The 26,397-nt window shown below is 70.0% G+C and carries 32 protein-coding genes and 1 pseudogene; 10 read left to right on the top strand and 23 right to left on the bottom strand.

The genetic code is table 11. From position 1 onward, the window contains the following. Positions 1 to 89: 89 nt before the first annotated feature. The 12 genes from HN013_RS18435 to HN013_RS18380 form a co-directional block, all read right to left on the bottom strand. Positions 90 to 350, bottom strand: a complete 261-nt coding sequence (locus HN013_RS18435; RefSeq protein WP_171167532.1) for a hypothetical protein — start codon at positions 348 to 350, stop codon at positions 90 to 92. Then, entirely contained in the window at positions 347 to 583 is a 237-nt protein-coding gene (locus HN013_RS18430) for a hypothetical protein (RefSeq protein WP_171167530.1), read from the bottom strand. Before HN013_RS18430 ends, HN013_RS18435 begins: the two co-directional genes overlap by 4 nt. After that, on the bottom strand, positions 580 to 1,416 hold the full coding sequence (locus HN013_RS18425; protein WP_171167528.1) for a GH25 family lysozyme: 837 nt from the start codon (positions 1,414 to 1,416) through the stop codon (positions 580 to 582). The genes HN013_RS18430 and HN013_RS18425 overlap by 4 nt, the downstream gene beginning before the upstream one ends. A gap of 11 nt (positions 1,417 to 1,427) precedes the next feature. Continuing rightward, a complete protein-coding gene (locus tag HN013_RS18420; protein WP_171167526.1) occupies positions 1,428 to 2,456 on the bottom strand; it encodes a peptidoglycan-binding protein in 1,029 nt (342 codons plus the stop codon). A 79-nt stretch (positions 2,457 to 2,535) separates the two neighbouring features. Next, a complete protein-coding gene (locus HN013_RS18415; protein ID WP_171167524.1) occupies positions 2,536 to 4,023 on the bottom strand; it encodes a phage tail protein in 1,488 nt (495 codons plus the stop codon). 30 nt (positions 4,024 to 4,053) lie between these two features. Beyond that, positions 4,054 to 4,776 carry a hypothetical protein gene (locus HN013_RS18410; protein ID WP_171167522.1) on the bottom strand — a complete coding sequence of 241 codons (723 nt, stop codon included), beginning with the start codon at positions 4,774 to 4,776 and terminating at the stop codon, positions 4,054 to 4,056. Beyond that, entirely contained in the window at positions 4,777 to 5,895 is a 1,119-nt protein-coding gene (locus tag HN013_RS18405; protein ID WP_171167521.1) for a hypothetical protein, read from the bottom strand. Continuing rightward, positions 5,892 to 7,025: a hypothetical protein gene (locus HN013_RS18400; RefSeq protein ID WP_171167519.1), complete on the bottom strand. Its 1,134-nt coding sequence runs from the start codon at positions 7,023 to 7,025 to the stop codon at positions 5,892 to 5,894. Before HN013_RS18400 ends, HN013_RS18405 begins: the two co-directional genes overlap by 4 nt. A gap of 49 nt (positions 7,026 to 7,074) precedes the next feature. Further along, entirely contained in the window at positions 7,075 to 8,034 is a 960-nt protein-coding gene (locus HN013_RS18395; RefSeq protein WP_249375136.1) for a phage distal tail protein, read from the bottom strand. A 123-nt stretch (positions 8,035 to 8,157) separates the two neighbouring features. Next, positions 8,158 to 9,324: a hypothetical protein gene (locus tag HN013_RS18390; protein WP_171167516.1), complete on the bottom strand. Its 1,167-nt coding sequence runs from the start codon at positions 9,322 to 9,324 to the stop codon at positions 8,158 to 8,160. Positions 9,325 to 9,334: 10 nt separating this feature from the next. After that, positions 9,335 to 10,399: a phage tail protein gene (locus tag HN013_RS18385; RefSeq protein ID WP_171167515.1), complete on the bottom strand. Its 1,065-nt coding sequence runs from the start codon at positions 10,397 to 10,399 to the stop codon at positions 9,335 to 9,337. 42 nt (positions 10,400 to 10,441) lie between these two features. After that, a complete protein-coding gene (locus HN013_RS18380) occupies positions 10,442 to 11,074 on the bottom strand; it encodes a hypothetical protein (RefSeq protein ID WP_171167513.1) in 633 nt (210 codons plus the stop codon). 113 nt (positions 11,075 to 11,187) lie between these two features. Here HN013_RS18380 and HN013_RS18375 point away from each other — a divergent pair, with 113 nt between their 5' ends. Further along, a complete protein-coding gene (locus HN013_RS18375; protein WP_171167510.1) occupies positions 11,188 to 11,610 on the top strand; it encodes a DUF3592 domain-containing protein in 423 nt (140 codons plus the stop codon). A 41-nt stretch (positions 11,611 to 11,651) separates the two neighbouring features. On the opposite strand, the gene HN013_RS18370 is transcribed toward HN013_RS18375, so the two are convergent. The 7 genes from HN013_RS18370 to HN013_RS18340 all read right to left on the bottom strand — a co-directional run bounded on the left by HN013_RS18370 (position 11,652) and on the right by HN013_RS18340 (position 14,829). Then, positions 11,652 to 11,999, bottom strand: coding sequence for a hypothetical protein (locus tag HN013_RS18370; RefSeq protein ID WP_171167508.1), 348 nt, complete (start codon positions 11,997 to 11,999; stop codon positions 11,652 to 11,654). 65 nt (positions 12,000 to 12,064) lie between these two features. Then, a complete protein-coding gene (locus HN013_RS18365; RefSeq protein ID WP_171167505.1) occupies positions 12,065 to 12,355 on the bottom strand; it encodes a hypothetical protein in 291 nt (96 codons plus the stop codon). A gap of 98 nt (positions 12,356 to 12,453) precedes the next feature. Then, positions 12,454 to 13,038 carry a phage tail protein gene (locus HN013_RS18360; RefSeq protein ID WP_171167504.1) on the bottom strand — a complete coding sequence of 195 codons (585 nt, stop codon included), beginning with the start codon at positions 13,036 to 13,038 and terminating at the stop codon, positions 12,454 to 12,456. Positions 13,039 to 13,113: 75 nt separating this feature from the next. Further along, positions 13,114 to 13,518 carry a hypothetical protein gene (locus tag HN013_RS18355; protein ID WP_171167502.1) on the bottom strand — a complete coding sequence of 135 codons (405 nt, stop codon included), beginning with the start codon at positions 13,516 to 13,518 and terminating at the stop codon, positions 13,114 to 13,116. 212 nt (positions 13,519 to 13,730) lie between these two features. Further along, positions 13,731 to 14,333, bottom strand: a complete 603-nt coding sequence (locus HN013_RS18350; protein ID WP_171167500.1) for a hypothetical protein — start codon at positions 14,331 to 14,333, stop codon at positions 13,731 to 13,733. After that, entirely contained in the window at positions 14,330 to 14,638 is a 309-nt protein-coding gene (locus HN013_RS18345; protein ID WP_171167497.1) for a DUF6255 family natural product biosynthesis protein, read from the bottom strand. The genes HN013_RS18350 and HN013_RS18345 overlap by 4 nt, the downstream gene beginning before the upstream one ends. Beyond that, on the bottom strand, positions 14,635 to 14,829 hold the full coding sequence (locus tag HN013_RS18340) for a hypothetical protein (protein WP_171167496.1): 195 nt from the start codon (positions 14,827 to 14,829) through the stop codon (positions 14,635 to 14,637). Before HN013_RS18340 ends, HN013_RS18345 begins: the two co-directional genes overlap by 4 nt. 116 nt (positions 14,830 to 14,945) lie before the next feature. On the opposite strand from HN013_RS18340, the pseudogene HN013_RS18335 reads away from it, so the two are divergent. From HN013_RS18335 to HN013_RS18325, 3 genes and pseudogenes are all read left to right on the top strand, one after another. Next, a pseudogene (locus HN013_RS18335) lies at positions 14,946 to 15,792 on the top strand (helix-turn-helix domain-containing protein). Then, a complete protein-coding gene (locus tag HN013_RS18330) occupies positions 15,776 to 15,985 on the top strand; it encodes a DUF397 domain-containing protein (RefSeq protein WP_171167494.1) in 210 nt (69 codons plus the stop codon). Before HN013_RS18335 ends, HN013_RS18330 begins: the two are co-directional and overlap by 17 nt. A gap of 1,496 nt (positions 15,986 to 17,481) precedes the next feature. Further along, positions 17,482 to 18,294 (top strand): DNA polymerase beta superfamily protein, encoded by an 813-nt coding sequence (locus HN013_RS18325; RefSeq protein WP_171167492.1) that lies wholly within the window; start codon positions 17,482 to 17,484, stop codon positions 18,292 to 18,294. 3 nt (positions 18,295 to 18,297) lie between these two features. On the opposite strand, the gene HN013_RS18320 is transcribed toward HN013_RS18325, so the two are convergent. Beyond that, entirely contained in the window at positions 18,298 to 19,002 is a 705-nt protein-coding gene (locus HN013_RS18320; protein WP_171167490.1) for a hypothetical protein, read from the bottom strand. A gap of 246 nt (positions 19,003 to 19,248) precedes the next feature. Between HN013_RS18320 and HN013_RS18315 the strand changes: the two genes are divergently transcribed. Continuing rightward, positions 19,249 to 19,512, top strand: coding sequence for a hypothetical protein (locus HN013_RS18315; RefSeq protein WP_171167488.1), 264 nt, complete (start codon positions 19,249 to 19,251; stop codon positions 19,510 to 19,512). A gap of 52 nt (positions 19,513 to 19,564) precedes the next feature. On the opposite strand, the gene HN013_RS18310 is transcribed toward HN013_RS18315, so the two are convergent. Beyond that, on the bottom strand, positions 19,565 to 19,780 hold the full coding sequence (locus HN013_RS18310; protein WP_171167486.1) for a hypothetical protein: 216 nt from the start codon (positions 19,778 to 19,780) through the stop codon (positions 19,565 to 19,567). After that, on the bottom strand, positions 19,780 to 20,394 hold the full coding sequence (locus tag HN013_RS18305) for a hypothetical protein (RefSeq protein ID WP_171167484.1): 615 nt from the start codon (positions 20,392 to 20,394) through the stop codon (positions 19,780 to 19,782). Before HN013_RS18305 ends, HN013_RS18310 begins: the two co-directional genes overlap by 1 nt. A 264-nt stretch (positions 20,395 to 20,658) precedes the next feature. Here HN013_RS18305 and HN013_RS18300 point away from each other — a divergent pair, with 264 nt between their 5' ends. From HN013_RS18300 to tuf, 5 genes are all read left to right on the top strand, one after another. Beyond that, positions 20,659 to 21,126 (top strand): helix-turn-helix transcriptional regulator, encoded by a 468-nt coding sequence (locus HN013_RS18300; protein ID WP_171167482.1) that lies wholly within the window; start codon positions 20,659 to 20,661, stop codon positions 21,124 to 21,126. A gap of 456 nt (positions 21,127 to 21,582) precedes the next feature. Further along, the gene (rpsL, locus tag HN013_RS18295) at positions 21,583 to 21,954 is read left to right on the top strand and encodes a 30S ribosomal protein S12 (RefSeq protein ID WP_003948652.1); all 372 of its coding nucleotides are present in this window, start codon (positions 21,583 to 21,585) and stop codon (positions 21,952 to 21,954) included. A 2-nt stretch (positions 21,955 to 21,956) separates the two neighbouring features. After that, complete coding sequence (rpsG, locus tag HN013_RS18290) at positions 21,957 to 22,427, top strand: 30S ribosomal protein S7 (RefSeq protein WP_004950419.1); 471 nt, start codon at positions 21,957 to 21,959, stop codon at positions 22,425 to 22,427. A 39-nt stretch (positions 22,428 to 22,466) separates the two neighbouring features. Further along, positions 22,467 to 24,590 (top strand): elongation factor G, encoded by a 2,124-nt coding sequence (fusA, locus tag HN013_RS18285; protein WP_171167481.1) that lies wholly within the window; start codon positions 22,467 to 22,469, stop codon positions 24,588 to 24,590. A gap of 196 nt (positions 24,591 to 24,786) precedes the next feature. Beyond that, positions 24,787 to 25,980 (top strand): elongation factor Tu, encoded by a 1,194-nt coding sequence (gene tuf / locus HN013_RS18280; RefSeq protein ID WP_171167479.1) that lies wholly within the window; start codon positions 24,787 to 24,789, stop codon positions 25,978 to 25,980. Positions 25,981 to 26,067: 87 nt separating this feature from the next. Here the strand turns inward: tuf and HN013_RS18275 are convergent. Next, positions 26,068 to 26,397: helix-turn-helix transcriptional regulator (locus HN013_RS18275; protein ID WP_171167476.1), on the bottom strand; the 330-nt coding region annotated here is incomplete at its 5' end.

Here is a 26,397-nt window from a genome sequence, read left to right as displayed (position 1 = left end):
AGGCGCGCTCTGGGGGAGCGGGGGCGCAGCGCCTGCAGAACCGGTGAAAGGGCGGGACCGGGGCACACCCACCCCCCACCCCCCACCCCCTACCTCCCCACCACCTCCACCACCGCCACAACCACCCCCGCCAACCCCACCAACGCCGCCACACTCGCCAACGGCCACCGCCCCCGCTCCAGCGCATCAAGCCGCGCCTCGTGATCCGCAAGCTGCCGATCCGTCTGATCGTTGCGCTGGACGACGAGGGCGAGAGCACCGTCGACGCGGGCGAAACCGGCCTCCATGGTGCCGCGGAGGCGTTCGAGCTCCAGGGCGACGGCGGTGGGCGGAGGCGGGTCGGCGGTCATGGGCCGCTCCGGTCGGCGGCCGGGGGGTCGGTGCGGAGCCAGTGGGGGAGGAGGGCCTGGACGGAGGGCAGGGCCATGACGCGGGTGAGTCCGCCGGCGACGGCGAGGGCGCCGGCGGCCCACGGGAGGGAGGCCGGGATTCCGGAGGCGTCGACGATCGCGGGGAGGGCGACGGCGAGGGCCACGGCCGTCTGGAGAACGGTGCGCAGGGTGCGCTTCGCGGTGTCGGTCATGAGCGCGGCACCTTCAGTGCCTCCCAGCTCGCCCGCCCCGGCCAGCCGTCGGCGTCCGCGCCGGAGTAGCCGAGTTTCCGCTGCCACTGTGCGTAGGAGCGGCGGTCGGCATCGCTCCAGCGGGGGCCGGGGCCCTCGGCGTACGCCGAGCAGCCTTCGGCGACGAGGCGCCGGCCCATGGCGGTGACGACGGGGGAGTCGGGGCCGTCCCGGAAGAAGCCGGCGCAGGGGAAGGGCTCGTACCCCGTCGGCCCGGGTCCGGACGGGGACGTACCGCCCCGCGCCCAGTCCCGCATCGCGTCGCGGGAGGAGAACCTGGCCACGTTGGTGTCGACCGGATCGTCGGTGTACTGGTGAATCAGCCAGTCCGCCCGTACGCCGGGCGCCCCGGCCCCGGCCCCGTAGGCGGCGATCCACAGCCCGTCCCCGGCGTAACCGCTGGTGTCGCGGTTCAGCCAGAAGTCGCGGTTGCAGTACAGGATCACGCGGTGCCCGGGGCGCAGCGCCTTCACCTTGCGGAGGAAGGCGTCCTTCTCCGCGCAGGACGCGACGCCGCCGCCGGTCGACTCCCAGTCGACGGCGAGGATGTCCCCCTCGGCGGAGTCGCAGCGCTCGACGAAGAACGCCGCCTGCTCGTCGAGGTTCCCCGGGTGCAGGAAGTGGTAGAAGCCGAGGACGAGCCCGGCCCGGCGGGCGCGGGCGGCCTGGTCCGCCATACGGGGGTTGACGTAGGAGCGGCCCTCGGTGGCCTTGACGAGGACGAAGTCGAGGCCGGAGGTGGAGTAGGCGGCGGACTGGTAGGACGAGATGTCGATGCCCTTGATGGTGCTCATGCGATGGCCTTTCAGGAGGAGCGCGGGACCTTGAGGGCGTCCCAGGACGACGTGCCGGGCCAGCCGTCGGCGTCGGCCCCGGTGAAGCCGAGTTTGCGCTGCCAGCGGCGGTAGGACTCGCGGTCGGCGTCGGTCCAGCGGGGGCCCGGGCCGTCCGTGTAGGCCGAGCAGCGCTCCTCGACGAGGCGGCGGCCCATGGCGGTGACGAGGGGGGAGTTCGGGGCGGAGTGGAAGAAGGCCGCTCCGGGGAACGGCTGGTGGCCGGTGGGGCCGGCGGGGACCGTGAGCTCGTCGCCGGGGTGGAGCAGGTACGGGTCCTTGAGGTGGTTGAGCGAGGCCAGCTCGGGGACGGTGGTGCCGTGGTCCTCGGCGATGCCGGTGAGGGTGTCGCCGGTGCGGACGGTGTACCGGGCGGTGCCGCCGGACGGCGTGGCGGGCTTCTCCGGCGCGGAGCCCAGGCGCTTGGCGATACGGGCGCGCAGGTCGTCCATGCCGAAGCCGAGTGGATCGATTTTGTCGTTCGTCCACTCCTTGTGGCCGATGACGGAGGCGGCTGTCCAGTGGTGCGCCCGGCAGAGTGCCGCCGACACCCGCTCGACGGCCTCCAGTTGGGCGGTCGGCCAGGGGTCCTCGCCGTCGCCCTCGTTGACGCACTCGAAGCCGTAGAAGCGGGCGTTGCCGTCGGTGTCCATCGCCGTCGGGCGGGGGAGCGCGGACTCGCGGACGACGGCGTTCAGTACGTCGCCGTCGCCGAGGCCGGCGTGGTTGGTGCGGCCGTTGCCGATGAGGTGAACGGTGCCTTCTTTGTCGATCACGCCGTGGCAGAGCGGGCCGGGCAGCTCGTCGTAGCCGTCCCAGCAGAGGTCGACGGAGTCGCGGGTGCCGCTGGAGGCGGTGTGGTGGATGACCACGCCGTTGACCGGGCCCCAGGCGCCCTTGTGGTCGCGGTTGTGCGTACGCCAGTCGCCTACCTCGACGACGGTGACGCCCTCGGCGCGGAGAGCGGTGAGGAGGTGGTCTGCGGTCAGGGGGGTTGCCATGAGGCATCGCTCCTCGGTGGGACGGGAACGGGCGTGCCCCGCACCGCGACCGCGGTGCGGGGCACGCCCGTGGGCGGGGTCACGCGAGCGCGACCCAGATGGCGTTGGCGTCGTCGATGACGGTGGACGGGTTGAACGACGTAGGCAACGATGTCTGGCCCGTGACCGGCAGGCGGGCGTGACGGACAAAGGCGCCGGGCATGCGGGCGCCGCTGGAGGGGCGGTTGCCGAAGTTCGCCGCGACGGCGAAGCCGGGGCCGTTGTTCGGCTTGTCCGGCCCGTTCAGGACGAACGCCACCCAGTAGCAGCCGGGCGGTGCGACATACGGCGCGGTCAACGGGAGGGGGACGGTGGTGCCTTCGAGAACCTTGGGGAAGATGTCCTTCAGGGACGGGGTCACCGCCACCCGCTTGCCCGTCGCGTCGTACAGGCCCGCGTACGAGGCGGCGGCGAGCGTATTGCCGGCGTAGCCGTGGATGTAGAAGACGATGTTGTTGATTTCCGTGGCGGCACGGAGCATGAGGCCCATCAGATAGACCTGGCCCGGCGGACAGTACTGGGGTGAGGCGTAGGCCTTGTCGTTGGGGATCGTCGTCGACATCGACGCCGTCGCCGGGTCGAACGTCCACGCCTTGAACCCCAGGTCCGTCGGCCCCCAGGTGCCCGGCGTGCCGAGCGCGTCGACATAGCTCTTGCGGACCAGGTGGTCGCCGGACGTCGGGTCGGCCTTCGCCGTGGGGACGTTGGTGAACGTCTTGGTGCCGGAGACCGTCTGGTCGCCGGTCAGGGCGACCACCGAGCCGGCCGCCGCCGCGCCCAGCATCGTCGCGTCCAGGCTGACGGCGCCCGTCCTGCCGTTCACCGACAGCACGGCCGCCGACTGCTGGACGTACCGCAGGTCGGCCGCCGCCTGGTCGAGGGCGCGGACGTCCGAGGCGACGAGGGTCACCTCGCCCTTCTTGCCGTTGACCGATGACACGGGGGCGACCGCGCCCGGGGGCAGCTGGGCGGTGGGGACCTTGCCGGAGGCGTCGAGGGTGGCGACTCCGCCCGCCTGACCGACCGTCGCGGTGGGCACGGCCTGGACGTCGGCGGCGCCGAGCGTGACGGCCGCGGCGCTCTTGCCGTTGACGGACTGGATCAGGCCCGGCGCGCCGGCCGGGCCCGCCGGGCCTGGGGCGCCAGCCGGGCCGGGCGGGCCGGGCACGGCGACGTAGTGCGGTGCCTCCGGGTCGACGGGGGCGAGGTCGGCGAGGTCCACCGTCTTCTGCGCGGAGGGGAGGGCGATGTCGTAGCTGCGGTTGACCGGTATCCCGGCCAGCTGCTCGACGACGGTGTACGTCCACTTGGCAGGGTTCATGCCGGGGGTGTCGGTGGCGGGCAGGACGGCCTTGAGGCGGCCTTCCGGGTCCAGGGGAGCCACGATCGGGCCGCCCAGGATGGTGTCGCTGCCGGTGTGGGTCAGCAGGGTCGGGGCCCGGAAGGTGACGGTGCCGCTCAGCGGCAGGCCGTCCGGGGTGAGGTAGCGGGCGGTGACGGTCACTGTGGGGATGCCGTTGGGCAACACGGTTGTGCCTCCCGAAGTAGGGGGAATCGGTCAGGACTTGACGCCGTACAGGGCGCGTGGGGAGCAGCCGACCGTCGCGCCGGGAGTGGTGACGCGGGCCTGCACCTCGAACGTGACGTGGGTGTCGAAGGGCAGCCCGACGGGTGCCGTGAACTCCAGCGGTCCCGTGCCGGCGGGGCCCACCGGGACGCCGTTCACGAGCAGTTGGGCCTCGCCGCCCTCCGTGGTGAGGATCAGGCAGCGCAGCGCGGGGTGCTGGACGATGCCGGTGCTGCTGTGGAGCGTCGTCCACTCGGCCGAGGAGGTCGTCTCCCAGCGCCCGGTGTTCACCGGGACCGGCAGTGGGTACGCCAGATAGGGCCTGGCCAGGCCCTCGCCCCCGGTGTCGTCCGCGACGATGGCGTTGCTCCTGCCGTCGAAGATCTTCACCGACTGGCGCGGCTCGATGTCGGGCGCGTCGGTGCGCACCGCCATCGCCACCGACCCGTCGTCGCGACGGAGCATGAAGCCGCTCTGGCCCGTGCCGTCGGGGCGGTTGGGGAAGACCTCCGGACTCTTGCCGATGTAGAGCAGCTCGGCACCCTTCTCGCCCTCGCTGTCGCGGACCGCCAGCTGCCCGCCGTCGCTGATCACGACGTTGCCGCCCTTGACGCGGTCCATGGCCGGGCGGGTGTTGGCGCTGCCCATGAGGGCGCGCACCTGGCGTTCCAGGGAGCGGATGCGGTCGAGCAGATCGAGGGGGATCGCGGCCACTTACATCGCCTCCAGGTAGAGCCGGGCCGTCTCGGCCTTGCCCCGGTCGGGGGGCGTCACCGTCAGCCCGACGACGCGGAAGCGCCGGTCGGGGGTCTCCGCGTGCCAGCCGTCGCGGATGCGCAGCCGGACCGTGCCGCCGATGAGGACGGGGGTGATCCGGCCGTCCAGCCGGAAGGTGGCCTCGGGGATGGCCTGCGGCTGCCGGGCCCGGTTCAGTTCGGCCACGGCCGCGCTGGTGAGCAACTTCTTGTCGGAGACACCGCTGTGGTCCGACGTGCCCTCCAGCCGCGGCCAGCCGGCGTCGAGCTCCTCGGCGATCTGGGTTTCGGACACCTCGGGGAGGGAGTCCGAGGCCTGGTCGCGGTTGGCGGACTCGCCGCGTGCCACCCAGACGTTGGCCTGGACGGTCGAGTCCACGGGCAGGCTGTAGGTGAGCAGCTGCCCGGGCCGGTCGAGGACGATGTCCGCGGCGCGGGTGAGGATCTTGGGGTGGCCGAGCTGCAGGCGTTTGACCCGCTCGCCGGTCTCCGGGTGCCGGTAGCACTGGATCCGCCACTCGAAGCCGTTGTCCAGCGCGGCGAGCCCGTCGATCAGCTCCCGGATGCGGGCCAGGTCGGTGTAGGCGTAGACACGTTCGTCCAGCACGGCTTTCGACTGCTCGTCGCCGAATGTGAGCCCGATGTCGCCGCCGGGCTGGGACTGGGCGTGCTGGAGGAGTTCCCGGACGATGTGGAAGCGGTCGCGCTTCTTGAAGATGTAGCTGGAGGCCAGGATGCGGTGTTCGAAGTACGAGTCGAAGGTCCCCGCCTGGATCTGGACGCGGAGCCGGCCGCGCTCGTCCCCCTCCGCGGTGCAGGTCCACAGGATTCCGCCCCACCAGATCTCGGAGCCGCGCTCCAGCCAGACCGCGGTGCGGCCCGTTCGCAGCGCGGCGCGCGCCCGGCGGGCGAGGGCCTCGTCGGGCAGCGGGACGGTCGCACGGAGCTGCCCCGGCTTGCCGATGAAGTCATCGAACTCGACGTCCGTGAGCGGCAGCGCGTCGACGACGCGGTCGGTGAGGAGGTCGCAGAAGAGGGCGCGGTAGGTGATGTCCGCGGGGGGCGTCAGGCCCGTCATGCGTCGACCTCGTAGGTGCCCCAGACCTCGTACCAGGAGCCGGGCTGGGGAGTGGCGGGGTGGGTGGCGTCCACCCAGTCGCCGGTGGCCTTGCCGTCCGGAGCGGGGCAGGACCAGCTGCGGGCGATGCCCGTGCCCGCGGGCAGACCTTGGATCCGCTGGCCGGGGCTGGTCCTGAAGAGGTGGCACCCGCCGAAGTAGTAGGCACCGCCGTTCGGGCCGGTGCGCGCCCGGAAGGTGCCGGGCATGGCCAGGGACGGGGCGAACGGCAGCGTGAGGTACCAGTTGCTGTTCTTGGCGGTGCCCCAGTTGGTCGTCGTGTCGATGTAGAGCGCGGCGTAGAACTGGACCTGGGGTCCCTCCTTGAGGTAGCGGCCGGTCACCCTGCCGTTTCCCAGCTTGGGCTGGTCCCCGATCTCGGCGCCCCACTGCGGGGTGTACGACTGCCACGTCGGCCGCAGGTCCTGCCACTCCTTGCCGTTCCAGCGCTGGAGCCCGGTGCCGTTGTCGCGGTACTGGCCGGGGTACGCGCCGTTGAAGCCGGGACCCCGGTCGGCGGGGATGATGCCGCCGGCCGCGACGGTGGCCTGCCGGCGGTCCCGGACGGCGCCGGTCCGCCAGTCGAGGCCGCCGGTACCGGCCGAGGCGCCGGTCTTCACCGTCACCTCGGCCAGGGCCAGGGACGCCGGGGGGACCGGGGGAGCGACAGCCTTCGCCCCCGGGACGCCGGGCACGATCTCGATGAACGCGCCGGTCTTGCCGGAGGCGTCCTGCTGGTCGTCGTAGATCCGGACGACGACGAGGTCGACGCGCGGGTTGCCGGGGTCGCCGTCGGCGAAGGTGATACCGGCGGGCTCGGGGAGGTGGACCGGGTAGGCGCCCGCGGCGGCGGCACCCTGGACGACCGCGCGCCCGGGGCCGACCCGGGTGCTCATGCCGGTGCCGTCGGTTGCGACGGCGAGGCCGGTGACGATCTCGCGGCCGTCGGCCGAGCCGGGCAGCACGCCGGGCCGGGAGGCCAGCGGGCCGGCCGCGGCCATCGCGCCCAGCGGGGCGAGCCGGGTGTCGAGGCGGGACTGCCCGCCCTCGCCGTTGGTGGAGTTGAGCAGCCACGCGCTGCCGAGGTTCATGTCGTTCTCCTGGGTGGGTGGTGACGGAAGGGACGGGGGAAGCACCGGCTCACCAGTGGGCGCCGCGCCAGGTGACGGTGGCCGTGGCACCCGCGCCCGGCGCGTCGGGGCTTGCCCGGAAAGCGAACGTGCTCTCCCCGGACGGCAGTTGGAACAACTGCTCGGGGGCGGACGACGGGGTGGCGGTGTGCAGGCGCGACGAACTGCCGTTGAGCAGGACCGTGCCCGCGAAGGTGTCGACGGTCAGGACGTCGGACGGCGCGAGCGTGACGTCGTACTCGATCCGCAGCCCGTCGCCGAGCCGGGTCAGGGACGGCCGGCTCACCTGCCCGCGGAACTCGACGACGGGGCCCGTCGGCGCGTCGCCCTCGTTGAGCAGGGTCAGCAGGCCGGTGGCGCCGGGCTTGCCCCAGTCGAGCGGCCAGGTGAGCCCCTGTCCGGCGGCCCGGTTCCCGTCCTGTCCCCAGGACAGGCCGCCGTCCGGTGTGGGGAGGCCGGTGACGGCGGTCCGCTCGTGGAGGGAGTACCGGCGCGGGTCGGCGCAGATCCACTGCACGGTCGCCTTCGCGGCGCCCCGGGTGACGTACATCCGGTCCTGCGGCACGACGCGCTGGGCGACCCGGGCCCGGCAGGCCAGCGTCTCGCCGTGCAGGCGGACGGCCAGCCACTGTTCGCCGGCGCGCACGCCGGTCGCGGCGCTGAACGCCCGCGTGACCTCCGCGGCCCGTTCGGGCTGGTCGGGGAGGAGCCAGACGGGCGCGGTGACCGTACGCGCCTGGGCCCACTGGCTGCCGGGCCAGGCGCCGTGCTGGTCGGGACGGAGGACGTCGCCGCTGTCCAGGCCGGGGAGGTCGGCCCAGCCGGTGAGTCCGGAGTCGGCGATCTGGTAGTCGGTTCCGGGGCCCATCAACAGTCCGGCCCACTGGATCTGCCCGTCGCGGGTGATCAGTGAGCCGGGGGAGTGCTCGGTGGTGTCCGGGAACGTTGGTGGCATGAGTGTCGGGGACATGGGAGGTCGGCCTTCACCTTCCGGTAGCTGGCTGAGGTCCGGTGTGTGGGGGTGGGGCTTCGGGTGCGTCGTCGGGTTCCGGTGCGTGGGTGGGCTCGGGGTACGTTGCCGGGTTCCGGTGCGTCACGGGGTTCCGGTCCGTGTCCGGGCCAGGAACAGCAGGTCCTCGGCGATGCCGTACGCGCTGCGGTTCGCGGGTTCGCGGTAGTCGCGCAGGTCAGGACCGCCCGCCCGCCGGGTGGTGCCGGCGCGGGCCGCTTCCGCGGTCGCCGCCAGCAGCCGGTCGAGTTTCGAGAGCGGCAGGACGGCCTCCGCCTCGCCGGCCTCCGCGAGGAGCACGGGGACCCCGCCGCCGCGCGGAGCGACGATGCCGCCCCGGGCGAGCTGCGGGATGCGGGGCAGGTCGACGAAGGGGATGGTGTTGAGCGCGTTGATGATCGCGTTGGCGAAACTGATCAGCGCGTTGATCGGAGCCGCGACCACACCGGCGACCAGGTGGAAGCCGGCCCTGATGAGATCGGCGAAGCCGCCGAGGGTGGTCAGCAGGGCCTCGCCGAGGCTGCGGAAGCCGCCGGAGAAGTCGCCCTCGAGGAACGCGCGGACCGGCTCGACGAACCTCTTGAGCCCGGTCCAGATCCTCTGGACGGCGGTCAGGTATTCGCGCACCGGGGGGATGATCGCCGCCGTGGCGGTCACGAATATCTCTCCCACCTGGGAGAAGACGTCTTCCATGATCCTTCGCCCGGTCTCCGACTCCAGGGCGAAGGTGATCAGTTCGGTGGCGATCGGCAGGAGCAGGCCGGCCAGGAGGGTCCAGGGGCTGCCCTTCATCACCAGGTTGACCGCCTGCATGACCTTGTCCAGGATCCCGATCGAGGTTCCCGCCGTGCCGATGACGCCGCCGGCCTTCCCCGCGGCGCCGCCGATGCCGCCGAGAGACCCGCCGAGACCGCGCGCCTTGCCGGGCAGCCCGGCCAGCTGCCGGTTCACCCGGCGGCGGGCGTCGCGCTGCCGGTCCAGGCCCTTGGCCGCGCCGGACGCCTCCTTGCCGGCCTTCGTCAGGGCCGGGCCCGCGGTGGACGCGGCCGTCCCGAGCTGCTTCGACGCCGTTCCGGACCGGCTCGTGGCGGCGGCCAGCCGGGTGAGGAACCGGGTGGCCGCGCGGACGCCGGTCAGGGAGCCGCGTACCGCTCCGGTGAGTCGGCCGATGCCGGCCGAGAAGGCGGCGAGGGGGCCCGCGGTTCCGGCGAGCGGGTTCCGGACCGGACCGGTGAGTGCTGCTGCCGCCATGCGGGCCTCCTCAACCGCGGGCCTTGGCGAGGAACATCAGCGCCATGGCGGTGTCCCGGGGGTCGTCGGCCTGCGTCGCGTAGTAGTTCTCGATGCGGAACCCGCCGTCGGCGGGGGAGCCGCCGGCCGCCGAGAGCCTTGCCGCCACGGCCGTACGGGTCAGCAGCCGGTCCAGCCGCGACAGCGGCAGCACGGCCTCGGCCTCGCCCGCCTCCGCGACGACGGCCGGCACGCCGCCGCTGCGCGGGGTGACGATGCCGCCCTCGGCGAGCTTGGGGATCGGCGGGACGTTGATGGTGAAGCCCTTGCCGCCGAAGTGCGGGATCCAGCTCGGGACGGTGACGTGGATGCCGTTGAGGGAGGTGATGAGGGTGTTGATCATCCCGATCAGGGAGTTGATGGGGTCCTTCACCGCCGAGCCGATCGCCCGGAAGATGGTCTTGACCGACTCCGGGAGCGCGTCCCAGGCCGCGTGCAGCGCTTTCTTCACGGCACCGAACGCGGCCGGCAGGTCGGTCATGAACCAGAGAGCGATCGGCAGGACCGCCTTCTTGATCCCGCCCCAGACCAGCGACATCAGGCTGCCGAGGCCCTTCATCAGCGGACCGATGATCTTCGACGCCTGGTCGACGGCCTTGCCGATGACCTCGAAGGCCTTCTTCATGATCCGCCGCATGGTCGTCGACTTGGAGGCCATGTCGACGACCTTCTCTATCAACGGCTGGAAGAGGCTCACCAGTTGGGCGATGAAGTTCTTCTTCATCGACCGGTTGAGGCCGTCGGTATTCTTCGCGGCCTTCTTCATGCTTCCGCCGGCCTTGTCCAGCCCGGGCGCTGCCTTGGTGGACTCCTTGCCGACCTTGCCGATCGCCTTGGCGGTGGCGTCGGCACCGCCTTTCAGGTTCTTGACTTCGCGGCCGGCCTGCTGGGCGGAGGTCTTGACCTTGCCCATGCCGGTGTTGAGGGCGCCGGTGTGATTGCTGAGCCTTTGGGCGGATTTGCCGGTGCCGTCGATCGCGGTTTTGAATATCTGTGCGTTTCGGGTGCCGCTCTGAAAGGATCGGACCAGTGTCATTGTTCAGCTCATTCGCCGGGTGGATTGTTCCGGACTGATTCGTTACTGTCCGATGGCATTGCTGACCTTCCTTGTCGAGCCCTCCAAAGCCTCAATCCTGGTTTTTATGGCCTGTAGGTTTTCGCTGGCGTCTTCCATGCGATTCCTGGTCGCCTCGCTCTTGTTCTTTATGTTTTTCTCGTATTTCTCAAGATCTTGGTACAGGTTGGCTAGTTTCAGGCGCGCCTTCTCGAGATCCTCCAGTTTTGTGCGGGCTATCTTCTCCGCCTTGCTGTCCCCTCTGGTCCTGTTTGCGGTGCGCGCAGCATCTCGGGCTGGATCGTATTGTGCCTCGATCTCATTCTCGAGTTTTTGAATTCTCTTTTCCGTGAAGGCAGAGTTCAGTTTGTCGTCCCGGGCCCAAGACCAGGTCTTCAGCTGGATACCGAAAAGAGATGCTCCCTTTTCGTCCACCTTGAATCCGGTGAAATCCGTCTTGACGGCAGTCAGGCCGCCTGCCCAAATGCCGCCGCTTGCCTTCGCCGTGTCCCAGCCGACGCTGATGCCGTTGACGGTCACGGCGATGTCGTTGACCTTTTTCTTCAAGTGGTCGTAGTCGGCCTTGAACCAGAGTTGATTGGGGAGGAGGTCGCTGTTATTCCTGTCGGTGTACACGCTGTCGCCCATGGCGAACATTCACCTTCCTTATCGTCTGTTTCGTGCACAGATATCAGCCTGGGCGGCTCCCGGCGAGACTGTGTAAGCTGCGGCTGCGGGTGCAGGCGTCGACCGTCTCAACGGAGGGTTCCATGAGCTGGTTCGGAGGGAATGCGGGATGGATCTTTTACGTATTCATCATGACCGTTCTGTTCGGGGCGCTGATTTGGCCGTTCGGCATAAGGCCACTGCTTGTGGCGCGGAGGCTGAGGCGGGTGGGTGTGAAGGCAGAGGCGGAATGCGTGGACTGCTACTGGTCCGAAAGCCGGGTTTCTGAACGGTTTGACTTCGTCACATCAGATGGAATTCAAGCGACCTACCGCACAGCCCTTCGGGGGCGGCGTATAGCCGAGACCGGTGAAATTGTCGATCTGCTCTACGACCCTCAAGCGCCGAACCGGCGGGCGCGCACCGTGCGGGAGCTTTCGGTGAAATCTCAGGCCGGACTTCCCTTGTGGGGAGGGATTGCCCTGGTCGTGGTGATAAATCTATACTTCTTGGCTATCTGGCTATGAGGCTGAAGGGTGCGGTGGAGCCGCGAGCTGCTCGGTCAATATCACGCGAAAAATGCGGCTAGCCGGTCTTTATCGGCGATGTCCCCAGACATGTAAGAGGGGGCTTCCTCGGGGCGTTCCTCCGTGTCCAAGGTGTTGCTGCCCGGTCGCGGTACCGGCTCCGGGTACTCCAGCGGTTCCGTGTCCTCGTCGCTGTGGAGGGTGGCCGTCATCCAGTTGGCGACGGCCAGGTGGTCCACCGCTGCGGCGAGGAGGTGTTCGGCCGGTCCCCAGTCCGTGGCTTCGCCGTGGAGGTCGCGGTTGACCGCGCTGTCGCGTGGGAGGTGCTTGACGAGCACTGTGAGGCGGCGGGAGGAGAGTGTGCCGCGGTGCCAGTCCAGGACGTCCACGCCGTAGTGCCGCAGGAGGTCGGCTTCGAGTGCCTCGGCGTGTTCTTCTACGAACGCGTCGAGGCTCAGTCTTCCCCCAGGCCGAGCCCGGTCTCCTTGCCGTATGCCTCCAGGATCGCGGCGATGTCCTGCATGGTGACGTCGTGCGACGCGAAGCGCTTGAACTGCTTCTCGCCCATGAGGAGACCCAGCAGGCCGTCGACGTCGTTGTCGTCGAGGTCGCGCAGGGCGCGGGCCGTGCGGTGGTTGATCTCGGTGGGAAGTTCGAAGGTGTCGCTGTCGAGGGTGAAGGACCAGGCGCTGCCCTGTGCCTCCAGGCGCTGGGCGCGGGCGGCGTTGACGTCGAATGCGGGCATGGTGATTGCTCCTTTGCCAAAGGGAAGTTCAGGGGGCGGCGCCGCCCCGGTGCGGAGGGAAGTGGGGCGGCGCCTGGTTCAGGTGGTGCGAGTGGGTTCTACTTCGGCGGGGCTACCGCGTACGCCTTGTCCTTCATCAGCCACGTCGCCAGCGCCGCACCGGGCTTCGGGGCGAGGGCCGTGAAGGTGACGCCCAGCTTCACCGCGCCCTTGCGGTTGAAGTCCAGGTCGTCGTTGGTCGTCACCAGGCCGCGCGGGATGACGAAGCGGTAGCGGATCTCGGCGCCGTCGTTGAATTCGAGGCCGAGCGCACGCTCGTCCTCCGTCCGCTCGGTCTGGAGCTCGTACTTGAAGATGCCCGAGTTCGGGGCGGTCTCGGCGGTCTCGCCCTCGCCGAAGAAGAACGGCAGGGTGTCCTCGTTGAGCTGGAGCATGCCGAACTTGAGGGTCAGTTCGCGGTCGGTGTAGATGGTCCGGACCGGGGTCAGGGACTGCCAGGTGTCGACGTTCGCCGTCTTGCCCTTGCGGCTGAACTTCACGCCGTCCGTGCTGGTGTAGCCCAGGTCCCGCCAGGCGGGCCCCCATTCGACGGTGGTGTCGGCAGGGCCGTCGGTGCCGGCCTTGGCGACGAGGATGCGGCCGGTGCCGGCCACGCGGATCTCGCTCGGGTTCATTCCGGGCATGGGTTCTCCTTGGTGAGGTGACGGGAAAGGCCCCGCCGTCGTCGGCGGGGCCCGGGTGAAGAGGCGGTCGGTGGATCAGGCGGGGCGGAGCGAGAACCACACCGTCGTGCGGTAGCGGTTCGCGCCCGGGCGGTTGAAGTCCGGGAACCAGCGCACCGCCTCGGTCTCGACGACGTCGGCGACGACCGTCTTCCCGTAGACGGTGCCGCGCAGTTGGAGCAGCGCGGTGCGGACCAGCAGCGAGAGTGCGTGGGCCGCCGTCTTGTCCGGCCCGTACACCTCCAGCTCGACGAGCGGCTGGTCGAGGTGCAGGTCGTCGACCCAGGCGCCGCCGGTCCGGGAGACCAGCACCGCTTTCTGTGTGCCGTCGAAGCCGGCGGGCGGGCGGTTGTCGACGATCGCCCCGGCCAGTTCGGAGCGGAGCTTCAGGTTGTCGACGATGAGGCGTTCCACATCGGGGAACGAGATCGGGGCGTCCATCACATGGGGGCTCCTTTTCGGGGGAGGGTGCGCGAACGGGACGGCGCGACGCGCGCCGTGCGGAGGGAGGAAGGGAGGGGCGGCGTGTGCGCCGTCCCGCTCAACGCGAAGCGGCGGATGCCGTGGCCCGGTTTCCCGGGCACAGCTCCGCCGCTGCATCTATTGTGAACGACTTCGCGCGAACGCGCAACAACAACTTTCGCGCTCGCGCGCTACAGCCTTCTGATCACGCTGTCCGGGTCGTCCAGCCAGACCCGGCCGTCGGCTCCGTCCACCGTCACCCCGAAGCGTCCGGGTGGCGGCTCGCCCTGCCCCACCCACCAGCGGTACGCGGCCTCCGCCTCGTCCCACAGGCGGCGCGGGCCGCCCTGCCAGACCAGCGTCGTCAGGTGCGGCTCGGACCGGAACAGGACGCAGGCCCAGGACGGGTCGTCGTCCAGCCCCTGGAACCACACCGCCCTGCCGTAGCCCTGCCGGGGCGCGGCCGCCTGCCGGCAGTCCCGGAGCCGGACGCCCAGGGCGAACTCGACCGGGCTGAAGCCGTTCGCCTCGCGGCAGAACTCGGCCTCCGTGAGCGCCGTCGTGGACACGTCGCCCTCCGCGGCGACGTCCACGGTCGGCGACGTCGGGCCGCTGCCCGGCCGCGCGGTCCGCCGCTCGGGTCCTGGTGAGAAGCGGCCCTCCGCCGTCCTGCCGTCGGCCGACACCGTGAGCGTCACCCGGGCCTCCTGTGTGCTGTACGGCGTCCGCCACGGTATGACGAGCACGGCGCCGGGGCGGGCTCCGGACGCGGCCGGGTGTGCGAGCGCGCTCACGCCGCCGCCGTCCAGGCGTACGGCCGCCTCCGGAGCAGCCTGGCTCGTGCCTCCAGGAACCGCGTCCCCAGCACCGCCACGGCCGTCGCCGCCGCGACCGCCCGCTCCGTTCCCGTCCGCCCGCCGAGCCCGCCCTCGTCCTCCGGCAGCCGCAACGCCCCGTACGAGCCGTAGCGCTCCACCCCGCAGGACACGCAGCGCCGCACCCCGCCGCCGGCGGTTGCCCAACCGTCGCGGTGGGCGCAGGTCCGGACCAGCCGTCCGGTGGTGGTGTGGGTGCTGTGGCGGTAGCCGTCCCCGCTCATCGAGTCCTCCGGCCGATGCCCGCCGCCATCTGCTCGTCCCGCGTCGCCAGGCGCAGCGCCTCCGGTGGCGCCTCCCACTCCCGGCCGCCGCCGGGCGGTCTCACGTAGACGCGGGGGCCCACGCGGGCCATGACCTGTGCGAGCTTCGCGCTACGGGTGTCCACCACGTAGGCGCCTTCGCGGTACGTCACGGGAAGGTTCCCTTCGGGTTGTGCGTGCGGATTCGGGTTCCAGGGTGGGGTGGTGTGGTTAGGCTCGGAAGCGGTCCGGGCGCCACAACGGCGTTGTAATCAAGGGGAGTTAATCAATGGCCAATGCTGCTTCCGCGAGGAAGTCCGGTCAGCTGCTCGGCTGGGGGTTCTTCGGTAGCGAGTTGAAGCGCCGCCGGGAAGCCGCAGGGCTCACCCAGCAGGAGCTGGGGAACAAGGTGTTCTGTTCCGGGTCGTACATCGGGCAGTTCGAGACGGCAGTCCGGCGGCCACAGCCCGAGATCGCGGAGCGGATCGACGCTTGCTTGGGGTCCGACGGATTCTTCAAGCGCCTGTGCGAGGAGCTGATCCGGAGCTCACCGTACGCCGACTACTTCGCGGAAGCGGTCTACCTGGAAGGCCTGGCCACGGGGATTCGCGAGTACGCGTCCACCTTCGTGCCGGGGCTCCTCCAGACGGCGGCCTACGCGCGGGCCGTCTTTTTGGGCGGATTCCCGTTCGCGCCCGAGGACGAGATCGAGTCCTGGGTGGCAGCCAGGCTGGAACGGTCACGGATCCTTGGGCATCCAACAGCCCCTCTGTTGTGGGTCATTCTCGACGAGAGCGTCATCCGAAGGCGGGTCGGTGGAGCCTCGGTGATGAGCGAGCAGCTCCTCCACGTGGCCTCGCTGGCACGGAGGCGCAGGATCGGAGTGCAGGTGCTGCCCTTCGGCATGGGTGCCCATGCGCTGGGCGGGGCACTCAGTCTTATGACGTTCCAGGACGCCCCGCCGGTGGCTTACACCGAAGCGGTTCACACCGGCAACCTGTTGGATGACCCGGCCACGGTGAGCCGGTGCGAGCAGATCTATGACCTTGGCGAGGGCGAACGCGCTGTCACCGGACGCGTCCTTGTCGTTGATCCAGTCAGTGGCAGAGGAGTACGCGCATGAAGAGGACGCCTGACATGAGTGCAGTGGTGTGGCGGAAGAGCACGTTCAGTGGTCCGGGCAACGGACAAGGTGGGGACAGCTGCCTGGAGGTTGCCGACAACATGCCCGGTGTTGTTCCCGTCCGGGACTCCAAGCGTCCGCATGGGCCCGCTCTCCTGATACCGGTCCCCGCGTGGGGCGCGTTCGTCGCGAACCTGCGGGGTTGAGTGGGGAGCGGCATCCCTGGGCGGTTTACATGGCGGGTGCTCTGCCGACCGTCGGCTTCGTCGTTGCGTGCGCTGAAAGGGCGCTGGCTGCAGGGAGGGGGCCGGGCCCGGACGTTGGCCTCCTGGAGTGGGGGTGCGGCAGCGGTGGGCTCACGTGGCGGGTGCTCTGCCGTCCGGCCCTCTCGTTGTCGCGGGCTACCGGAAACGGCTGGTTGCGTGGCCGGGGGTGAGGTGTCTGGTGCTCTGTTCGACGTGGGGTGCCTGTGAGGTGGTTCGGGCTTGAACAGTGGTGGGATCGGGCGGGTGACGTCCGGCGGTGCAGGTTTCGGGTGGCTCTGCTGTTGGGTGTGCCCCGGTCCCGCCCTTTCACCGTTTCTTGTGGGGGCGGGCCCCCGCTCCCCCCGAAACCGCGCTCCGCGCGGTTGTCCTCAAACGCCGGACGGGCTGGGTGGGGGTGGCGGCCCCGCGCCCCCTGAAGCCGTGCTTCGGGCGGTTGTCCTCAAGTGCTGGGCGGGCTGGGTGGGGGTGATGGCCTCACGTCCCTGAAGCCGTGCTTCGGGCGGTTGTCCTCAGGTGCCGGGCGGGCTGGGTGGGGGTGGCAGCCCGCGCTCCCGAAGCCGCGCTCCGCACGGCTGTCCTCAAACGCCGGACAGGCTGGGTGGGGCGTCGGCGGGGCATCCGATGCGACGGGCTGAGTGGAAACCGGTGGCTGTGGGCGCCCTGAACGGCTGTTTGCCCGATTTGCCCCGCCGGGATCCACCACTGTTGACGATCGGACCACCACGCATCCCGCCCCTGCGCCCGTATCCGCACTCCGCACGGCTGTCCGCAGACGCCCCGGTCACGTAGCCGGCCGCCTTTGGGCGCGCGCAACGACGATGCCGGTGGTCGGCGGCGCACCCGCCATGTAAACCGCCCATCGTTGCCGTTCCAACACGACATGCGGCAGTCGACATCCGGCCTCGCCCCTTCCGCAGGCCGCGTCCTTTCGGCGCGCGCAACGACGATGCCAGCGGTCGGCGAAGCACCCGCCACGTAAACCGCCCACCGTTGCCGCTCCAACACGACATCCGGCAGCCGACATCCGGCCCCGCCCCTTCCGCATCCGCAGGCCGCGTCGTTTCAGCGCGCGCAACGACGAAAGCGGCGGTCGGCGGAGCACCCGCCACGTAAACCGCCCACCGTTGCCGCTTCAACACGACATCCGGCAGCCGACATCCGGCCCCGCCCCTTCCGCATCCGCAGGCCGCGTCGTTTCAGCGCGCGCAACGACGAAAGCGGCGGTCGGCGGAGCACCCGCCACGTAAACCGCCCATCGTTGCCGTTCCAACACGACATGCGGCAGTCGACATCCGGCCCCGCCCCTTCCGCATCCGCAGGCCGCGTCTTCTCCGCGCGCGCAACGACGATGCCGGTGGTCGGCGGCGCACCCGCCACGTAAACCGCCCACCGTTGCCGCCCACCCCCCACCCCCCGCAGTTGCGACACTGTCCGTCATGAGTGCCGACGCGATACACCCCCACTCCCCGTCCCCGACCCCCCTCCAAGAAGCCGGCCTGCCGGACGTCGACCTGTCCCCCGTGCTCGCGCAGCAGACGCATCCGCTCGTCTTCGCGACCGTGTCGGGGGCGCACCTGTACGGGTTCCCGTCGCGGGATTCGGATGTGGATCTGCGGGGGGTGCATCTGCTGCCGGTGGAGGAGCTGGTCGGGTTGCGGGAGGGGGAGGAGACGCTGACGCGGATGGGGGAGCGGGATGGGGTGGAGATGGATCTCGTCACGCATGATCTGCGGAAGTTCGCGCGGCTGATGCTGCGCAGGAACGGGTACGTGATCGAGCAGCTGCTCTCGCCGCTCGTCGTGCGCACGACCGACGTCCATGCCGAACTGGCAGCCCTCGCGCCCGGTGTGCTCACGAGCAACCACGCCCATCACTACCGGGGCTTCGCGGGCACCCAGTGGCGGCTCTTCGGCAAGCGGCAGGAGCTCAAGCCGCTGCTGTACACCCTGCGGGTGCTGCTCACGGGCATTCATCTCATGCGCAGCGGTGAGGTCGTCGCGCATCTGCCCAGCCTGCTTGAGCTGGTGGAGGCGCCGGGGTACGTGCCGGAGCTGATCTCGGCGAAGGCGGTGGCCGAGCACGGGGCGGTCGGCGGGATCGTGGACGGGGAGAGGTTGCGCGTCGATGTGGAGGCGTTGCACGGGGAGCTGGACGCGGCGCAGGCCGCATCCCGGTTGCCGGAGGGGCCGGAGCCGGCTGTCTTCGAGGCGTTGCACCGGCTGGTCGTGCGGGCCCGCGTACACGCCTAGCGGTCAGAGGCGCGGTACCTCGTCGCGGATGGCCGCGATCGCCGCTTCCGTCTCGCGGTACAGGTCAGGGGTCTCGTGGACGTTGTCGACCGCCACCCGGCCCGCGTCCAGCGCGTGCAGGTGGTCCGCGAGGGCGTGGAGGCGGGCTTCCAGGGCGTAGCGGCCGGGGGTTGCCGGGGGTGCCCAGGCGAGGTCACGGGTGGCGGCGGTCAGGGCGGCGTGGGTGCGGGCGCGGATGGGGGCGAGGGTGGAGCCGAGGGTCAGCAGGGTGCGGTACAGGTCCTGGTAGTTCTCCAGGAGGTCCTCCAGGCTCTTGACGGCCTTGTCGGATTCCCTGGCGTATTTCTCCAGGCTCCGTACCACGCCGGCCAGTTGACGTGACGAGGCATGGCCCGCGTCGATGTCCGGGTACGAGGAACGTGCCTCGGCGTAGAAGGCCGTGGTCGCGGCGTGCCCGTCCCACACCGCGCGGCCGGTCTCGATGGCTTCCCGTATCGAGAGGGCGGGCAGTCCGTCCCCGCGGTCGAGCAGTCCTTCCAGCGCGGCGCGCGCCTCGTTCAGCCGGTCGAAGATCTCGCCCCGCACCACGTGCGCGGCGTCGGCGGCGCGGAGGGCCTCCGTCAGCACGGCCTGTCGGTGGGCGGCTTTCGCCGCCTCTTCCCCGTCGTCGCGGTTCTTGCGCCGCCGTCCCGTGGCCCGCCCCCACATGCGTCTCTCCGCCTCCGGTGCCCCGTCCCGCTCACCATCCCCGTGGACGCGATCCTACGGCGGGACGTTGAGCAGGTCAGGAGGTGTGTGCGCACGGTCTTCGGTCCGACAGGGCGTCAGAGGGAGGCGTTAGGTTATGGACGATCGTGCACGCGGCGATCGAACGCGCTTCCCAACGTCTCGCCGTAGAGGCGCAGGAGGTGTCACGGGGGGCATGTGAATGGGCGGACAGCACCTGGGGGTGGCATGAGTGCGCACAGCGACAGGCTCGTGGACGTCGTGGCGGCAACGCTGGAGGTGGCGGCCGAATCGGGGCACTCGGGGTACTACACGCCCGACGTCGGACGGGCGCTGGCCGCGGTCGTGCAGAAGGTGGCGGAAGGGGCGGTGGAGGCTGCCGAGGTGAGCGGGTTCGTCAGCGGGTGGCAGGAGGCGGTGGGCGCCGCGGACGGGCAGCAGGGAGGTCCCGTGACGGCCCGGGTGCTCCGGATCCACCAGGCCGAGGACTGAGGCGAAGGGCGGTGGGTCCGGCCCCGCCCGGGGCCGGACCCACCGCCGGACGTCAGGCGAGGGTGCGCAGTTCGCGCGGGCGGCGTGTGGCGCGTTCCGCCGCGAAGACGTCCTCCAGCCGGAAGAGGTTGGCCCGGCCCCGGCGGCCGGCCGGCGCCAGGCGCCCCAGCTGGACCCACTTGCGGACGGCGTCCGGCGTCACGGCCGCCTCGCGTGCGGCCATGGCCGTGGTGACCAGGGTGTCGGAGGCCGGGAGCAGCGGCGTCATCAGCGGGTGCCCCCGAGTTCCTCGGCGGCGGGCGCTTCGGCCGGGTCCAGCCACTCGGCGCGGGCCCAGGAGTGCCGGTGCCCGGCGTCCGTGCGGCAGGCGCAGGAGGCGTTCCCGCACCGGCAGCCGGGGTTGACGCAGAGCACCGCCTCGCGCTGCGGGAAGACCCGGAGGGAGACCGAGCCGCAGTGCTCGCAGCGGCCGCGGACGCGGACCGGCGCCTCGGCCTCGCCGAGGGCGAGCGAGCAGCGCCGGGCCATACGGCGGGCCTCGGCGCGGATGTGCTCCGCCAGGACGGGGTCGGCGGAGGCGCGGTCCAGCAGGCCGATGAGCCTGGTGAGCCGCTGCTCCACCGTGCCGCGTCGCGGTCGCGGGGTGCGGAGTTTCTCGCAGACCGCTTCCTCCAGCTCGATCACACCGTCGGTGATGTCGCGGATGGTGTCGGAGACGAACAGCCGGATGGCGGTACCGGGGGCGGAACGAGTGGCACGGCCGGTCGGGGAGGGAGCGGCGGTGCGGCTCGGGGCGAGCTCCTGGCTCAGTTCGGGGAACTGGCGGAGAAGGATGCCCAGCCATACAGCGGCGCTCCGGGGGCGGCTGGGGCTGTCGGTCATGAGGGCTCCTGCGGGTGCGGACGAGCAGGGGACGCCCGGAACGGAGTGGTGCTCCGGGCGCAGGGTACGGGCGGTGCCCAGGGGGCCGGATCAGCCCTCTGTTGCTTTCTCGCCACGCACCGTATCGACCGTGCGTGCGAGCGCGCAACACATTCTCGTCACCAGACATCCACCATTTCTCCCCAGGGTGTTACCGGACCTGGTCAACCCACACCTTGCGTGCGCGAACGCCCGGTAGGGTCTGCGGTGCGGAGGGAGTGTGTTATGGGAAGCAGAACTTCGGAGTTGGAGCAGTTCGCGGGCTGGGTCGAGGGCCTCATGCGCGAACGGGGGTACGACATCGACAGTCCGCGCGGCGGCGGCCGGACCCGGCTGGCCGAGGACGCGGGGGTGCACCGCGCCGCCGTCACCCGGCTGTTGCAGCGGCAGAGCATGCCCGACCTGGACACCATGCGCGGGCTGGCGCGCGTCCTCGGGGTGAGCCTCCGTGACGTGCTGGTCAGGTCGGGCCGGGCGACCGAGGCGGAGCTGCCGCTCCCGGGGGCCGTCCGCGGGGGCGTGGCGGTCGAGGGATCCGACCGGCTGACCCCCGAGGAGGCCGCCGTGCTGCTGGGCATCCCCGGCAGTCATCGACGCCAGTTCGTGGAGATGACGGAGATGATCCTGGCCGTGAGCGGGGTCGCCGCCAAGCGCGCGGAGGGCGGACGGCGCGGAGCCTCCGGGGGGCGGTGAGCGGGCGGGCCGGGCGGGAGCGGCCCGCCGTCGGTCATCCCGGCCGCGACGTGACCTCGTACCGTCGGGCGCGACGTGACCTCCCGTCGGGCGCGCGTCGCTTCTCACCTCTCACCGGTGGGCACCGCCCCCGCCCACCGCCTCGTAGAATCCGGACATACATCACACACCGGTACGTCCTCCGCGTGTGCATTTGTTTTGACCGCAGCCCATGCGGTAGGTACGCTCTGACCTTGTGCCTGGGGTGTCCCTGGGCTCTTGTGCGTGCCTTCAAACCGCATGAGAGGCCGGGCCTGAACGGTCCTCGATGGTCCCGAACGGTTCAAAGACACCGGAAATCTGCGCCGAACCGCCGTCGGGCGGGGGTGTGCAGCCTCCGACACACCCGACCGCGTGGGTCGGAGCGTAGTCCCAGGTTAGTTTTATCGTGATCGGCACACAGAAACCGGAGAAACGGTGCCTACGATCCAGCAGCTGGTCCGAAAGGGCCGGCAGGACAAGGTCGAGAAGAACAAGACGCCCGCACTCGAGGGTTCGCCCCAGCGTCGTGGCGTCTGCACGCGTGTTTTCACGACCACCCCGAAGAAGCCGAACTCGGCCCTGCGTAAGGTCGCGCGTGTGCGTCTGACCAGCGGCATCGAGGTCACCGCTTACATTCCGGGTGAGGGCCACAACCTGCAGGAGCACTCGATCGTGCTCGTGCGCGGCGGCCGTGTGAAGGACCTGCCGGGCGTTCGCTACAAGATCATCCGTGGCTCGCTCGACACCCAGGGCGTCAAGAACCGCAAGCAGGCTCGCAGCCGCTACGGCGCCAAGAAGGAGAAGTAAGAATGCCTCGTAAGGGCCCCGCCCCGAAGCGCCCGGTCATCATCGACCCGGTCTACGGCTCTCCTCTGGTCACGTCCCTGATCAACAAGATCCTGCTGCACGGCAAGCGCTCCACCGCCGAGCGCATCGTCTACGGCGCCATGGAGGGTCTGCGCGAGAAGACCGGTAACGACCCGGTCATCACCCTCAAGCGCGCCCTCGAGAACGTCAAGCCGGCCCTTGAGGTCAAGTCCCGCCGTGTCGGTGGCGCGACCTACCAGGTGCCGGTCGAGGTCCGTCCGGGCCGCGCCTCCACCCTGGCGCTGCGCTGGCTGGTCGGCTACTCCCGCGCCCGTCGCGAGAAGACCATGACCGAGCGCCTCATGAACGAGCTGCTGGACGCCTCGAACGGCCTCGGCGCTTCCGTCAAGAAGCGCGAGGACACGCACAAGATGGCCGAGTCCAACAAGGCCTTCGCGCACTACCGCTGGTAGTCGCTACCCCCATCGAGAACCGAGAGAAGACTGAGCCATATGGCCACCACTTCGCTTGACCTGGCCAAGGTCCGCAACATCGGGATCATGGCCCACATCGACGCGGGCAAGACGACCACCACCGAGCGGATCCTGTTCTACACCGGTGTTTCGTACAAGATCGGTGAAGTCCACGACGGCGCTGCCACGATGGACTGGATGGAGCAGGAGCAGGAGCGCGGCATCACGATCACGTCTGCCGCGACGACCTGCCACTGGCCGCTGGACAATGTCGACCACACCATCAACATCATCGACACCCCGGGCCACGTCGACTTCACGGTCGAGGTGGAGCGCTCGCTGCGCGTCCTCGACGGTGCCGTGACGGTGTTCGACGGCGTCGCCGGTGTTGAGCCGCAGTCCGAGACCGTTTGGCGTCAGGCGGACCGCTACGGCGTGCCGCGTATCTGCTTCGTCAACAAGCTGGACCGTACCGGTGCCGAGTTCCACCGCTGCGTCGACATGATCGTCGACCGCCTGGGCGCGGTTCCGCTGGTCATGCAGCTGCCGATCGGTGCCGAGGCCGACTTCAAGGGCGTGGTCGACCTCGTCCAGATGAAGGCTCTGGTCTGGTCCGCCGAGGCCGCCAAGGGCGAGATGTACGACGTCGTCGACATCCCGGACACCCACATCGAGGCTGCCGAGGAATGGCGCGGCAAGCTCCTCGAGGGCGTCGCCGAGAACGACGAAGAGATGATGGAGCTCTTCCTGGAGGGCCAGGAGCCCACCCAGGAGCAGCTGATGGCGGCCATCCGCCGCATCACGCTCGCGTCGAAGGGCGGCGGCGACTCCGTCACCGTCACCCCGGTGTTCTGTGGCACCGCGTTCAAGAACAAGGGCGTTCAGCCCCTGCTCGACGCGGTCGTGCGCTACCTGCCGTCGCCGCTGGACATCGAGGCTGTCGAGGGCCACGCCGTCAACAACCCCGACGAGGTCGTCAAGCGCAAGCCGTCCGACGACGAGCCGTTCGCGGGCCTTGCCTTCAAGATCATGAGCGACCCGCACCTCGGCAAGCTCACCTTCGTCCGGGTCTACTCGGGCCGTATGACGGCGGGCACCCAGGTGCAGAACTCCGTCAAGGGCAAGAAGGAGCGCATCGGCAAGATCTACCGGATGCACGCGAACAAGCGTGAGGAGATCGAGTCGGTGGGTGCCGGTGACATCGTCGCCGTCATGGGTCTGAAGCAGACCACCACCGGTGAGACCCTCTGCGACTCCGCGAACCCGGTGATCCTGGAGTCCATGGACTTCCCGGCGCCGGTCATCCAGGTCGCGATCGAGCCCAAGTCCAAGGGCGACCAGGAGAAGCTGGGTGTCGCCATCCAGCGCCTGGCCGAGGAGGACCCGTCCTTCCAGGTCCACACGGACGAGGAGACGGGCCAGACCATCATCGCGGGTATGGGCGAGCTGCACCTCGACGTGCTGGTCGACCGTATGAAGCGTGAGTTCAAGGTCGAGGCCAACGTCGGCAAGCCGCAGGTCGCGTACCGCGAGACGATCCGCAAGGCCGTCGAGCGCATCGACTACACCCACAAGAAGCAGACCGGTGGTTCCGGTCAGTTCGCGAAGGTTCAGATCGCGATCGCGCCTCTTGAGGGCGACGGCTACGAGTTCGAGAACAAGGTCACCGGTGGCCGCATCCCGCGGGAGTACATCCCGTCGGTGGACGCGGGCTGCCAGGAGGCCATGGAGTTCGGCGTGCTGGCCGGCTACCCGCTGACCGGCGTCAAGGTGACGCTGCTCGACGGTGCCTTCCACGACGTCGACTCGTCCGAGCTCGCCTTCAAGATCGCCGGTTCCATGGCGTTCAAGGAGGGTGCCCGCAAGGCGTCGCCGGCTCTGCTCGAGCCGATGATGTCCGTCGAGGTCACCACCCCTGAGGACTACATGGGCGATGTGATCGGTGACATCAACTCCCGCCGTGGCCAGATCCAGGCCATGGAGGACCGTCACGGCGCCAAGCTCGTCAAGGGCCTGGTTCCGCTGTCGGAGATGTTCGGCTACGTCGGAGACCTCCGCAGCAAGACGTCGGGTCGCGCAAGCTACTCGATGCAGTTCGACTCCTACGCCGAGGTTCCGCGGAACGTCGCCGAGGAGATCATCGCGAAGGCCAAGGGCGAGTAACCGGCTCCCGTCTCCACAGACGGGGCTGACGCCTTAGGCTTGACACCGACCGTCGGGGCATACCGCCGCGAATCGTGAGGAACCGGTTTCCCCGGATCCCCCCGGCACGCGGCGGGTGCCCCGCCGGGCGGCACCCCAGCAAAGATCCCTGGCGCCGTAACGTAAGGCGTACAGAACCACTCCCAGGAGGACCCCAGTGGCGAAGGCGAAGTTCGAGCGGACTAAGCCGCACGTCAACATCGGCACCATCGGTCACGTCGACCACGGTAAGACCACTCTTACCGCGGCGATCACCAAGGTGCTGCACGACGCTCACCCGGAGCTGAACCCCTTCACGCCGTTCGACCAGATCGACAAGGCGCCTGAGGAGCGGCAGCGCGGTATCACCATTTCCATCGCGCACGTCGAGTACCAGACCGAGTCGCGTCACTACGCCCACGTTGACTGCCCGGGTCACGCGGACTACATCAAGAACATGATCACCGGTGCCGCCCAGATGGACGGCGCGATCCTCGTGGTCGCCGCGACCGACGGTCCGATGCCGCAGACCAAGGAGCACGTGCTCCTGGCCCGCCAGTCCGGCGTGCCGTACATCGTTGTCGCCCTGAACAAGGCCGACATGGTGGACGACGAGGAGATCCTGGAGCTCGTCGAGCTCGAGGTCCGTGAGCTCCTCAACGAGTACGAGTTCCCGGGCGACGACGCTCCGGTCGTCAAGGTCTCGGCGCTGAAGGCGCTCGAGGGCGACGCCGAGTGGGGCGAGTCGGTCATGAACCTCATGAACGCCGTCGACGAGTCGATCCCGCAGCCCGAGCGCGACGTCGACAAGCCGTTCCTGATGCCGATCGAGGACGTCTTCACGATCACTGGTCGTGGCACCGTCGTCACCGGTCGTATCGAGCGCGGTGTCCTCAAGGTCAACGAGACCGTGGACATCATCGGCATCAAGACCGAGAAGACCACCACCACGGTCACCGGCATCGAGATGTTCCGCAAGCTGCTCGACGAGGGCCAGGCCGGTGAGAACGTCGGTCTGCTCCTCCGTGGCATCAAGCGCGAGGACGTCGAGCGCGGCCAGTGCATCATCAAGCCGGGTTCGGTCACCCCGCACACCGAGTTCGAGGCCACGGCGTACATCCTCTCCAAGGACGAGGGCGGCCGCCACACCCCGTTCTTCAACAACTACCGTCCGCAGTTCTACTTCCGTACGACTGACGTGACCGGTGTTGTGACCCTCAAGGAGGGCACGGAGATGGTCATGCCCGGCGACAACGCCGAGATGTCCGTCTCCCTGATCCAGCCTGTCGCGATGGAGGAGGGCCTGCGCTTCACCATCCGTGAGGGCGGCCGCACCGTCGGCGCCGGCCAGGTCACCAAGATCAACAAGTAAGTCCTCTTACTTGCAGGTCTGAGCGGGCCCGCACATCTTCGGATGTGCGGGCCCGTTTCTTTGTGCCCGGACGGGGACCGGCAGGGGTCAGGCGCCCGTCGGTGCCATTCGGTCGCGCAGCTGGCGGCGGTGCTTGATCCGGTACTTGCGGTAGATCCGCGTGAGGTGCTGTTCGACGGTGCTCACCGCGATGGACAGCTCGGCGGCCACCTCCCGGTTGGACAGGCCCCGCGCCGCAAGGGACGCCACCCGGTGCTCCGCACCCGTGAGCACGTCGTCCCCAGCAGCCGGGCGGGCGGCGGGGGCCAGGGAGCGCCACAGCCCGGTCGCCCCGCACGTCAGGGCCGCGTCGCGGGCCCGCGCGAGCAGCGGGCGCGCCGCCGCGTCGTCGCCCAGCTCGCGGTGCGCCCGGCCGAG

Origin of the sequence: Streptomyces sp. I05A-00742 (assembly GCF_013055795.1) — a bacterium.
GTDB lineage: Bacteria > Actinomycetota > Actinomycetes > Streptomycetales > Streptomycetaceae > Streptomyces.
Note: the sequence above shows the minus strand (reverse complement) of the source record. Positions and strands in the feature narration are given on the sequence as shown.